This window comes from Bacillus sp. FSL L8-0152 (genome assembly GCF_038006365.1).
In the GTDB taxonomy this organism is placed as follows: Bacteria; Bacillota; Bacilli; order Bacillales; family Bacillaceae_G; genus Bacillus_A; species Bacillus_A cereus.
The window spans coordinates 235,588-247,750 of sequence record NZ_JBBOVB010000002.1 but is presented as its reverse complement, the minus strand read 5'-3'; the positions used below and the strand labels follow the sequence as shown (position 1 = coordinate 247,750).

Genomic DNA, 12,163 nt, shown 5'->3' with positions numbered 1-12,163 from the left:
TAATTTTATATAAATTAAAATGATTATCTACTATTAAATTGTTCCTTATACTCTTTTAATGCCTCTTTCCAATGTCTGAATGGTTTTAATCCATTCAGGATAATGCAATCTTTGCTTAACACTGAATATTTAGGTCTATTGGCTGTTTGTGGGAATTCTTTAGTCGTTAAAGGAATTATATTGATATCTGTATTGAAGTCTTTAAAAAATTCAACTGCAAACTCATACCACGAACATACTCCTTCATTTGTCGCATGATATAATCCAAATTGATCTGTCTCTACTAACTCCTCAATAAAGTTTGCTAAATCTATTGCATAGGTAGGTGAGCCAAATTGGTCTGTTACTACACGTACTTCACCATATAGACTTGCTATTTTTCCTATTTTAGCAATAAAGTGACCATCGCCCTTTCCAAATATCCAGGACGTTCTAATAATAAAATGTTTCTTGGTGTATTTTTTTACGAAATGTTCTCCAGCCAATTTCGTTTCTCCATATATATTTAATGGATTAGGACGATCTTCAAGATTGTATGGTGTATGCTTTTTGCCATCAAATACATAATCCGTACTAATATATACAAATTTACATTTTATTCTCCCTGCAGCTTCAGCAATATACTTGGTACCTAATACATTCACTTCATATGCCAGCCCTTTATTTTTCTCTGCCCCATCTACATTTGTAAATGCTGCACAGTGTACAATTACATCTGGCTTTAACCTATCAAGATAAGAGCTAACTTTTATTTTATTTGTAATATCTAACGTGGTTCGATTCACACCATATAGCTCATGATGTGTTCTGCTGAGTACTTGCATTAAAGTTTGTCCTAGTTGTCCATCTACTCCCGTTATCAGTATCTTCATTTTAAAATTCCTCGTTTAACTTATGTAATTTTTAGTTAATAAAATTCATTCCCACCAAGTAGGGTTATCTATATACCACTTAATTGTTTGAGTGAGTCCAGCATCGAATAGATAGTTTGGTTTCCAACCTAATTCTTCTTTCAGCTTAGTAGCATCCATGGCATAACGTCGATCATGTCCTAAGCGATCTGAGATAAATATAATTTGCGATTGATCTTTATTTAGGAATTTGAGTATTTTTTGTACAATATCTAGATTAGTATATTCATTATTTCCTCCGATATTATAGATGTGCCCATCTGCTCCACCATGCAGAACTAAATCAATAGCTACACAGTGATCCTCTACATGAAGCCAATCTCTTATATGTAATCCATCACCGTATAGAGGAATATCTTTATTATTTAACGCATGAGTTATTGTTAATGGTATTAATTTTTCCGTGAACTGATAGGGACCATAATTATTGGAACAACGAGTTATATTCATGGGTAAACCGAATGTCTCATGATACGCTCGTACCATTAAGTCCGCACTAGCTTTACTTGCACTATAAGGACTATTAGGAGCTATTATTGAATGCTCTGTAAACGCACCCGTTTGAGATAATGTTCCATATACTTCATCTGTAGAAATTTGTACAAACTTTTTCACTTTTGTTTTATATGCTGATTGTAATAAGGATTGTGTACCTAATATGTTAGTTTGGACAAAGATATGGGGATTTTTAATACTTTTATCAACGTGAGATTCTGCTGCAAAATTTAATACATAATCAAATTTTTCTTTTTTAAATAACTTATCTATGAATATTTCATTTGAAATATCCCCTTTGATAAATTTATAATTCTGATTTGATGATATTTCCTTGAGATTAGATAAATTTCCTGCATATGTTAATAAATCTACATTTACAATTTGGTATTGAGGATATTTCTTTAAAATGTAATGAATAAAATTACTACCAATAAAACCTGCCCCACCCGTTATTAATAATTTCAATTAAAATCATCTCCATAAACAAAGTTGATATTAGTATCTTTTAATCTAGGCAGTTTTCTATCTTTTTCTGATAAAAATGGTTGATTAGTTGGCCAAAATATTCCTATCGTTTCATCATTCCATAGAATTCCCTCTTCATGGTTAGGGGAATAATACTCATCTACTTTATACTGGACGATAGTATTAGGTTCTGTTGTACAAAAACCATGTGCAAACCCTTTAGGAACGGTAAGTAGACGGTTATTATACTCACTTAAAATTGTTCCGAACCATTGCCCGTACGTGGGGGATCCCTTTCGAATATCTACCACTACATCGTAAATAGAACCAGAAATGCAGCTCACTACCTTCATTTGGCCTTTAGGATTCAACTGATAATGCAGCCCACGTATCGTGCCTGTGTGAACAGATAATGATTGATTATCTTGTACAAATTCTCCCTGTAAATCTAAAAGTTCAAATTTTTTCTTATTATATGTTTCTATGAAGTAACCACGTTTGTCACTGCATTTATCAAGCTCTATAATAAAAACACCATCTAATGCTGTATGAATTTTACGCATTCTTCTCTCTCCATTCATTTAAATGCTATTGATGGGCAACCCTTAATAAATATCGGCTGTATTGATTTTCCTTTACCGAATTTGCTATTTGTAATAGTTGTTGCTTAGTTATATATTTCTTTTTAAATGCAATTTCTTCTAAACAAGCTACTTTTAAACTCTGTCTTTTTTCAATTGTTTCTATAAATTGTGCTGCTTCTAATAATGATTCGTGTGTACCTGTATCCAGCCATGCATAGCCTCTTCCCAATAATTCAACTTCTAATTCTCCCATCTTAAGATATTCTTTGTTTATATCTGTTATCTCTAATTCTCCACGACTAGACGGTTTTATGGTTTTTGCTATTTCTATCACACGTTTATCATAAAAATACAGACCAGTTACTGCATAGTTTGATTTTGGTTCCTTTGGCTTTTCCATGATATTAATTACATGCTTTTTAGAATCAAACTCTACTACTCCAAAACGCTCTGGATCATTGACATAATAACCAAAAACTGTAGCTCCCCTTTTCTTCTTAACAGCCTTTTCTAGTAATTCTGTTAGTCCATGACCATAAAAGATATTATCGCCAAGAATTAAAGCTACATTATCATTTCCAATAAACTCCTCAGCGATTATAAATGCTTGTGCTATACCTTCTGGATAAGGCTGAACAGTATATGAAAGAGTAATTCCATATTTTGAACCATCACCTAACATTTGCTCAAATTTATTAATATCTTGTGGTGTTGAAATAATTAGTATCTCTCTTATCCCCGCCAACATTAGTACTGATAAAGGATAATAAATCATGGGTTTATCATAGATAGGTAATAATTGCTTTGATACAATTTGGGTAAGGGGGTACAATCTAGTACCGCTCCCACCTGCAAGAATGATACCTTTCATGGCATTGTGCTCCTTCATAATTTTTCTGATATGCTCAATTAAGAGCCTAAGCTTTAAAAACTATATAGCTTATTTTGCAGGAGACCGATACATACTTAATAAAAGTGGCCTCCTACATAAATAATTAATTTAAATATTTTCCTATTACAACAGAATTATAATTACCACCATAAGAATATGTACTAATTAAAGCATTGCTCACCAGAGCCTTACGAGGATTTTCTGTGACGAGATCTATTCTGCCTCTATGACTCTTTACATTTTGCGTAGCTGGTATTTCACCATCAAATGCACATATTACACTAATGAGAGAAAGAAGGCCTGCAGTTGCATGAGTTTCCCCAAAGATAGATTTTGTGGCACTAACAGGAGCTCCATTTCCGAATATACGTTCTATAACTCTCTCTTCAATACGGTCAAAATATGTATGACCATTGGCAGCTGCACAAATATATTCTATCTCTCCTGGAGAAATCATCGCCTCTTTCATTGCTAAACGCATAGATTCCTCCCATGCCTTTCCTAGATGATTTAAATCCCCTATTTTACTATCATCAGATGTTAACCCAAAACCTTTAATTTCAGCTAAAATATTACCATTTCTTTTTAACGCTGCCTCCTCACTTTCTACAATAAAGGCAACGCTCCCTTCACCAAGTATGGTACCGCTATTATTACAATCAAAAGGACTTATATTCTCAGTTGTTAAGTATCTTTTTATTTTTGAGTGTCCCTCTATTATTGGATTATTTACTTCATCTGCCGTTACCACAATGAATGTGTCATAATCACTAGATTGAATCATGGCATAGGCATAGTATAGTGCACTAATACCAGAAACCCCGCCACATGAAATAGTTGAAGTAGGCCCTTTTATTTTAAAGTTTAATGAAATATGTCCAGCTGCTGCGTTCATAACTGTGTTTGGAAATAATTTAGCATTGGCAGCCTTAACACCCTCTTGGATAATAATCCGGTTAAATGATTCTACCGTTCCAACTGGTCCTGTACCTGTAGCAAAAATAATTCCTATCTTGTCCCTATTATTTTTATCTATCTTTAAGTTTCCGTTTTCTATCGCCATTTTCACTGACAATACTGCATGTTTGCTAATTGAATCCATCTTCCTTAATAAATTAGGATGGATTAGCTTTCGATAGTTTTGTTCTGGTATTTTCCCAGCTTGTATGCACTTAGGATTGTCATTCCACTGTTTAATCTTTGAGGTACCACTTTTCCCTTTAAACATACAATCTTTAATTTCTTTAAGATTTGAAGAATTTCCAGCAAGTCCCCCTACACCAGTAATTACGACTTTTTTTTCTTTAATTATCGTTTCCTTTTCCGCTGATAACTCGTGGTTCTCATTGTACTTACTGAATAAAATACTTGCATTGTTCCCACCGAAAGCAAATGAATTTGATAGTACATAACTCAAATCACTTACTCTACCTACGTTAGGTACAAAATCTAGATTAAACTTTTGATTTTCAACTTCAAAGTTTATAGTTGGGGGTAAGTATCCATGTTGAATAGCAAGGATACTTGTTACTGCTTCCGCCGCCCCTGCGGCTCCTAACATATGTCCTATCATTGATTTAGTTGAAGAAACTGGTGTCTTATTTTCAGTAATCAATGTGCGAATTGCTTTTGGCTCTGATACATCATTTGCTGGTGTACCTGTACCATGTCCATTAATATAGCTTACGTCCTTCGCATCTATGTTGGCTTTTTTTAAAGCACCTCGCATGGATCTCAAAGCACCTTCCCCACCTGGATCTGGGGCCGTCTGATGATATGCATCTGAAGATAAATCGTAATCCACTACTTCAGCAAGGATATTTGCACCTCTTTCAACCGCATGATCTAATGATTCCAAAACAAGAATGGCTGCACCTTCTCCGATTACCACGCCATTACTCTTACTATAGGGCGATGGTGGCGTTGGTGCTAGTGCTTGTAAACTATTAAAACCACTCATTGACAATTTAGATAAAGGATCTACACCACCGGTTATCATAATATCTGCTTTGTTATTTCGAATTGTATCCAGCGCAAAACCAATTGAATTTGTACCCGCGGCACATGCATTGGAAATAATCATTTTTGGTCCTTTTATTTTTAAGTCTCGAGTAATATTGTCACAAGGGGTATGGATTGGATACTTAAAAAGTAACGTTTCATCTGCTTTTTCAATTCCATCTTTGATCCACTGTTCATGAAATTCTTCTCCGCTCAACATGCCTCCTAAAGATGTGCCTAATGATATTCCAACTCGGTATGGATTTAAGTTTTCTATTTTTAATTTTGCGTTTTCAACGGCTTCCCTTGCCGCCATGACACCTAATTTTCCACATCGATCCATATCCTTTGTTTCATCTTTAAAGAAGTAATCATCTACCTGAAGGTTTTCAATCTCTCCGCCATAATCAGTTACCATTTCAGCCATATCGATATTTTGGATTACTTTAATACCAGATTTCCCAGATTTAATATTGTCCCAAAATTCCTTTACACTATTTCCGTTTGAACAAATAATTCCCATGCCAGTCACGACGATTCGTTGATTATTTATGTTCATATGCCATCACCTTTACAGTATTTTGATTGACCATGATTTAGGGAGAATATATGGTGAAGATTGAGTATGTGCCTCATACAACGCATTTTCTTTATTCTTTACATAAAATCCAATTCCTGAAACAGCAAATGGTTCCTCTAATAAAGCAACCCCGAGTCTCATGTTTAATATAGGACTTTCTTTAAGTTCAATAACTTTACCAATTAATTGTTCTTCTATAAAAATCTCATCATTAACTGTAATTTGACTCTCTATTCCTGTCGTGAATCCCACAATTCTTTTATTTACTCCAGCTTCCGATTGCTGTTCTAAGGATTCTCTTCCGTAAAATTCATCTTTATAAAAATCAATAAACCATTCTAAACTAGCTTCGAAAATATTTAGTTCTTCTAAATGTTTAAATTCAAAATATGGATGTCGAATTTCTAACATTAACGTCTCTAATGTTTCCCAATCCACTTTTTTTAAGTTAATATCGTCATCTTTAAAAGAATTTATGGTTTCAACGACTATTGGTTCTAAGTATTTTTCAAACAATAATTGATAACCATACTCTGCTGTTACACCTGTTCTTGCCAATAGAATTTCCTTTCCAAATAATTGATTTAACACAAATGATTGAAATGGTAGTGATGATATTTCGAAATCTAAAAATTGTTGAGCTAATCTCCATGCATAAGGGCCTTCAAATCCAAGGAGAGAATGTGTTTGACTTATATCTATAATCTCAATGCCATTTGTCTTTTGATTTTCTAACCAAGCTAGTACAGTGTCCTTTTTATTCGGTGTAGTAATAACTGTAATAGAATCCTCATTTTTAAATAGATTAATTATATCGATTACAGACCCATCTTCTTGTAACAATAAGGTAAAGAGTGTAGTTTCTTCTTCCATAAACATAATATCTTTCGTAACTAAACGATCTAGAAACTCTACATGGTCCTCCCCTTTTACAACAATTCTTCCTGTTTCCGATAAATCTATTACACCTATTCCGCTACGTACTGCATCATATGCTTCATTTTTTTCTTTTTGTATATTAATTTGATTACTCATGATTAAGTGCCCCCAATTCTCTCTTTATCACATCATTTATTGTCGGTAAATTACAGACATTATCTATATATAGTTGTTGCATTTTCTTTAATTTCTCAATCTCAGTTTTGCTATACAGCATATTAAATATTGTTTGACTGGTTTCCTTTAAATCAAAAATTTCACAAGTATACACACATTTAAAATAATCATTTTGCTCCATCAATGGAGCTAATTCTTTATGCCATCCATTTGGAAATACAAGAAATGGATAAAGTCCATTAGGTATTATATAATTCCATTTGTCTATAATGCCTCTTAAGGTAGGGTTAAAGCTATCTCTTTGAGCCCTTAACTCTTCATTTCCCATATGGTTTACAAGACTAATCACAGGTATTTTTCCAAATACCGCTTTTCCCATTGAGCAGGATGTAATATTATCGGTGATAAATAAATCACACGATAATATTAGTTGCTCGTATTCTTCCAAATGAAGAAATGGTAGTGAAACAAATTCTATTTTCCCTCCATTTTTCATAGAAACAAATTTAGTCTCATCTGAAACCCCAATAAATTTAATACATGTATCACTCGGAAAGTCCTGAAGATATAGACTTAATAGTTCTTGTAATACAAATTCATAGCTAAACTTTGCATCATTGTACTGTTTCTTCTCCATGAGCCTCATTTTTACTAATAAGTTGGCCCATGATGATTTTGCAATCATAATTAATTTATCTTGTTCTCTACAACCAAGTTGTGCTCGTATTTTCATTTTTCTCTCTTCATCTACTTGTAAAGCTTCTTTATACAACTTGACAGAAACAATCTTCTTATTATCTTGTTTATGACTATTCACTGGACACGTTCTAATTAGCTTAAATTGAGACGGGATTTTAGGCAGTTCAATCACTGACCTTTTCTTTAAGCTATTGTAGTTTGCATTTTTAAATAGTTTATTTTCTAATAATCTGTCCTCACTACCCCAAGCTAAAGAATCAATAGAGAAACAAGGTATGTGTAGGTTTAATAGATAATCAAGATCAATAATTGGAGACTCTAAAAATAAATTATGGTAATCAGCTAAAACAATTGCATCAGGCTGAAAAGAATTAATTATCTGTTTAATAACCTCTTTTTGTTTTAGCCCCTTTGTTAGTGATGTAACATTGGCTACAGATTTACTGGCATACCATGAGAATTTTTCGCTTGTTAAAAAATAAACTTCCCCATCTTTTTGAATTTGTTTAGCTAGACATAAGGCATTATGCAACTCACCAATGCTAAAATGACTAGGTGCAATAAACAATACTTTCATGTCTTATTCCCCTCTACTAAAATTTGCGAAAAGTATTCGCTATCAAGTAAAGTTTCTCCAACTGCAATATTAAAGCGAATATCTCCATCATTAAATTCATTCTGATTACCATATATTCCGATTTGTATCCCTTTTTTGGGCCATTCGTATATAAAACATTTTGTACTATGTGATAATGCTAAAATAGATACAAATAACCCATTAGATAATTCGAGAATTACCTTATTATCTAAATAAATCTTTCTTTGTTTGCCATTTGGTATTAACGTGTTTTGCTCTCCATTCTGCCAATAATACATCTTTTTAATTTTTGTTTTTCCTTTTTTCTCCCAGAATAAGTGAAAGACACTAGTTTTTATTTTATCTTTCTGTAGGCTTTTCAATTGTATTTGTAAAACAGGTAGATCATATACAGTTGTATATTTAACTTTCCACTCATCAGATTGACAGAAAACATGATTAATAAATTCCTTATATGTATTTTCCGTTGCTACTACTGAATGATTACTTTTATTGAGATATATTGAATTAATGCTCAAATCTTTCCTACAATCTGGAGTATAAGAGTTAGCTGTTGGTATCATTACACCGGATAAAAAATTATAAGAACTTAATACTGAGTTTTCTTTTAAAATCTCTTTATCTTTATACATAAATTCTGTTATTTTACCACTTTGGTTTACTTTAATCTTTAAATTTAGTACATTATTTTGAACTAGATATTCTTGTTTTTTTTCGCTATATGTTAATTTATTTCTTCCTTTAAGGAAAAGATATATTTTTTTAGTTATCGCATTTCTATTTAATTCATCTTGATACGTAAGTACGGCATAATGAGCTTTTGACCAATTAACCTTTCCACTAAATTCAAAATTAAAATTGCTTATAGATTCTATGTCTTGTATAAACAATTGTTGTTCGTAAGATGTCTGAGGGAAAAACAATGTTAATTTCCCCTTTAATATGGAAGAAAATAAGTTTTTTAGACTTCCATGAATATGAAATTCCCCGTTTTCATTTATAATATGAAATTGGTCAGTCTCAATTGAGTACGGAATCTTATTAGATATGAATTTGGATGTATGACTAGTAATATCGTTATAGATTTCTTCCACTTCATCTTTGCTATCATGGGAACATAAAGTATAATAGTGCGTTTTTGTTATACATTTTTCTTTATCATTCCGTTTAAATATTACCGCTGGCATCCATCTTAATCCAAATAGGATACGCTCTATATTTCCTTTCCATATAAATCCAATATTAATATTTTGCGATTCAAACAATGTATAATTTCGCTCATACATGTTTGGATGACTAGGTAGATCAAATTGATTTACAAATTCATAGTCATGTAGTGCATATGGATACTCACCATATACCATAGGTTTAGAAACTAGCCCACTCTTTAGTGGTACCGTCATTTTCGCATCATATAACATGCACCAAGGATATATTTTTATATATTTTCCTTCCTGTGCGAAATCATTTATTTGAACTATCTTATCTGACAAAAAACAAATGCTTCTCTTTAATCTTGTGACCTCATGAGTAATTTCAAAACATGAATCAGATGTTATTTCCCATGACAGCTCATTTACTTTCGGTTCTTTTACTGCATTTAAAAATGGATAATCTAGATCTGGCCATGCTTCTTTTGCCAATAATTGCTGCTTTCTAAGGTCATATATATATAAACAACCAGTACTTTTACTTATTTGTACAGTTATATACATATTTTCTAGAACTAAGTATTCTTTTGTTTCATAAACATGATTTTTCCCATGCGCATGAATCGGAATTATTGCCTTTAATGCCCCAATATTTTTATTTTGATGACTAACAGCCGAAAATGTCATATTAGTGATACCAATTTTTTTAGGATTAAATACAATAATGTGATCCTTTATTTCACCCGGCTCTATGATACAGATTTGGTGTTTTTCTAGCGGAATGAAATCTAGTATTTTCGAGTTTTCTTGTTGAATAAGTAGTTTGTAAATTAATCTATCTAAAGAATTATTTTTTACATTAACGATACATGCAGATTCTTTTCCATTAATTAACTTAGGATAATTAGCAACATTTACTTCTAACGGATTTGCTATGGTTACTCCAAAATGAACAGATAATTCTAGTTCTTTTGCTTTTAACTTAGTAACAAGCTCTCCCTCTATTTCCTTATTTACTGTTATAACTTCTTCCCACTCGTACTTTTTATTTGGATAAAAAGTTTTCTTTAAATCAATTAAGTAATCTTTCCCTATCTTCGATGAAATACTGACTTCAAGAGGATTCGGAAAATGGTGTTCATATACATAACAGATGTGAATCTTCTCTCCAACGATTAAATTGTTTCCTTCTAAAATATAACTAGTGAATCGTACTTGTTCTGTTTCTACCTCAGTAATCTTTTCACTTTTTATATCGACCCAACAATTCACATCTTTTGCTCCAAGATTAATAGCATATTTTACAACTTCAATTCCATTTTTTGTTATGGCGTTACTCTGAATAGAACGTAAGGATTTCAATCCCCTAACTGTTTTCCAACCTCTAGATAACCATATATCTTGGTCACTTTTTGAAATAATCGGTTTAAATGCATCTAATAGATAACTAATAACATAAGGTAAATAGCTCCTTAAATTCAAGTAGCCATCATAGTCTATATACGACCTACTTGTTTGATATAACCCCACTCTTTTATAGAGTGCCATGGCTACTTTATCTTCCGGATTCACTTCTGTATCAATATACTTAATATCTTGTTGGATAAGATTTTTAATTGCATAAGCAAATAATTTATCTGGTATATTTCCCGAACGAAATTCTGGATGGATTAAAAAGAATCCTGCCCAGGTTCCATCTGAAACTGCTGCTCTTTGACCTGACAAACTAGAAAATAATAAGGTGGCTATAATTTCATTTTCATATTCAGCAATTAAATATAACTGTATCTTCCGCTCTCGAAATAATTGCTTGATGTCTTGCTTATTTAAGGGATACCCATATTTAATAGGTCCATATTGATATTTATTATAAAAGTGAGCTAACTTTTCACTATCTGCCTCTGTACACTCACGAACTTGAACACCTATACCATGGATCATATTTCCTCAACTCTTTTAGAAACTTGAATACTACCAGTAGCAACTTTCTTTTTATCTACATAAGCCGTGATTTCTACTTGTGAGATTACCCCAAGTGATCTTCCAATTTGGACATGTAATTCTAGCTGGTCTCCTGGTACTACAGGTTTTAAAAATTTCATATTACGTACAGAAACTAAATAACCCACATATGAACTCGGATCTATTTTAGGTGAACATGCGCCATGTGCATCTATTTTTGCTAGTTCTCCTGTAACATAAACAACAGCCGTCATTTGTGCCAAAGCCTCAATAATTAACACTCCAGGCATAATTGATTCATTTGGAAAGTGCCCTTCAAAAAAGGGTTCACTTATTGTTACATTTTTAATACCAATTCCACTCTTTCCTGGCTCAAGTTGAATAACTTTATCTAAGAAAAGGAATGGCCATTTATGCGGTAATATATTTCGGATTTGATCTGCATTTAATACCGGTCTCACTGCACATCATCCTCCCTATTTTCTTCAATAAAATCGGCAATTTTATTAATAGAACCCAGTACTGCCATATTCTCGTCATATACTGCAACGCCAAATTCCTCTTCAATTGCCAGAAATAGCTCTAATGCATCCAAGGAGTCAACTCCTAAGCCTCTTCCGAATAATGGCTGATCATCAGTAATGAAATGTGGTTCGATTTCTAAATCTAATCTCTCAGTAATAATTTCTTTAATTCTAGTAGTTAATTGTTTTCTTTTTTCAGCAATAATTTTTGTTTCTACATACGTAAACATCTGTTTTCCCCT

Annotated in this window: 10 protein-coding genes; all 10 read right to left on the bottom strand. The window is 32.5% G+C overall.

What is annotated here, in order from left to right; genetic code table 11:
- Nucleotides 1-23 precede the first annotated feature (23 nt).
- The 10 genes from rfbD to MHH27_RS29450 all read right to left on the bottom strand — a co-directional run bounded on the left by rfbD (nucleotide 24) and on the right by MHH27_RS29450 (nucleotide 12,151).
- On the bottom strand, nucleotides 24-872 hold the full coding sequence (gene rfbD / locus MHH27_RS29495; RefSeq protein WP_098400514.1) for a dTDP-4-dehydrorhamnose reductase: 849 nt from the start codon (nucleotides 870-872) through the stop codon (nucleotides 24-26).
- A gap of 45 nt (nucleotides 873-917) precedes the next feature.
- Nucleotides 918-1,874, bottom strand: coding sequence for a dTDP-glucose 4,6-dehydratase (rfbB, locus tag MHH27_RS29490; protein WP_340945234.1), 957 nt, complete (start codon nucleotides 1,872-1,874; stop codon nucleotides 918-920).
- Entirely contained in the window at nucleotides 1,871-2,437 is a 567-nt protein-coding gene (gene rfbC / locus MHH27_RS29485; RefSeq protein WP_098251419.1) for a dTDP-4-dehydrorhamnose 3,5-epimerase, read from the bottom strand. Before rfbC ends, rfbB begins: the two co-directional genes overlap by 4 nt.
- 25 nt (nucleotides 2,438-2,462) lie before the next feature.
- Entirely contained in the window at nucleotides 2,463-3,329 is an 867-nt protein-coding gene (rfbA, locus tag MHH27_RS29480; RefSeq protein WP_098235260.1) for a glucose-1-phosphate thymidylyltransferase RfbA, read from the bottom strand.
- Between the two features lie 124 nt (nucleotides 3,330-3,453).
- Nucleotides 3,454-5,910, bottom strand: a complete 2,457-nt coding sequence (locus MHH27_RS29475; protein WP_098255943.1) for a beta-ketoacyl-[acyl-carrier-protein] synthase family protein — start codon at nucleotides 5,908-5,910, stop codon at nucleotides 3,454-3,456.
- 12 nt (nucleotides 5,911-5,922) lie between these two features.
- The gene (locus MHH27_RS29470) at nucleotides 5,923-6,966 is read right to left on the bottom strand and encodes an aminomethyl transferase family protein (RefSeq protein WP_340945230.1); all 1,044 of its coding nucleotides are present in this window, start codon (nucleotides 6,964-6,966) and stop codon (nucleotides 5,923-5,925) included.
- On the bottom strand, nucleotides 6,959-8,263 hold the full coding sequence (locus MHH27_RS29465; protein ID WP_340945227.1) for a DUF6365 family protein: 1,305 nt from the start codon (nucleotides 8,261-8,263) through the stop codon (nucleotides 6,959-6,961). The genes MHH27_RS29470 and MHH27_RS29465 overlap by 8 nt, the downstream gene beginning before the upstream one ends.
- On the bottom strand, nucleotides 8,260-11,376 hold the full coding sequence (locus MHH27_RS29460; protein WP_340945225.1) for a GNAT family N-acetyltransferase: 3,117 nt from the start codon (nucleotides 11,374-11,376) through the stop codon (nucleotides 8,260-8,262). The genes MHH27_RS29465 and MHH27_RS29460 overlap by 4 nt, the downstream gene beginning before the upstream one ends.
- Nucleotides 11,373-11,858: a 3-hydroxyacyl-ACP dehydratase FabZ gene (gene fabZ, locus MHH27_RS29455; RefSeq protein WP_001247960.1), complete on the bottom strand. Its 486-nt coding sequence runs from the start codon at nucleotides 11,856-11,858 to the stop codon at nucleotides 11,373-11,375. Before fabZ ends, MHH27_RS29460 begins: the two co-directional genes overlap by 4 nt.
- A complete protein-coding gene (locus tag MHH27_RS29450; protein ID WP_000495741.1) occupies nucleotides 11,855-12,151 on the bottom strand; it encodes an acyl carrier protein in 297 nt (98 codons plus the stop codon). The genes fabZ and MHH27_RS29450 overlap by 4 nt, the downstream gene beginning before the upstream one ends.
- Nucleotides 12,152-12,163: the final 12 nt, after the last annotated feature.

What these genes read in the sequence shown, in the direction of transcription:
- rfbD (WP_098400514.1), bottom strand. Translation starts at nt 872, where the DNA reads ATGAAGATACTGATAACGGGAGTAGATGGACAACTAGGACAAACTTTA.
- rfbC (WP_098251419.1), bottom strand. Translation starts at nt 2,437, where the DNA reads ATGCGTAAAATTCATACAGCATTAGATGGTGTTTTTATTATAGAGCTT.
- rfbA (WP_098235260.1), bottom strand. Translation starts at nt 3,329, where the DNA reads ATGAAAGGTATCATTCTTGCAGGTGGGAGCGGTACTAGATTGTACCCC.
- MHH27_RS29475 (WP_098255943.1), bottom strand. Translation starts at nt 5,910, where the DNA reads ATGAACATAAATAATCAACGAATCGTCGTGACTGGCATGGGAATTATT.
- MHH27_RS29470 (WP_340945230.1), bottom strand. Translation starts at nt 6,966, where the DNA reads ATGAGTAATCAAATTAATATACAAAAAGAAAAAAATGAAGCATATGAT.
- MHH27_RS29465 (WP_340945227.1), bottom strand. Translation starts at nt 8,263, where the DNA reads ATGAAAGTATTGTTTATTGCACCTAGTCATTTTAGCATTGGTGAGTTG.
- MHH27_RS29460 (WP_340945225.1), bottom strand. Translation starts at nt 11,376, where the DNA reads ATGATCCATGGTATAGGTGTTCAAGTTCGTGAGTGTACAGAGGCAGAT.
- MHH27_RS29450 (WP_000495741.1), bottom strand. Translation starts at nt 12,151, where the DNA reads ATGTTTACGTATGTAGAAACAAAAATTATTGCTGAAAAAAGAAAACAA.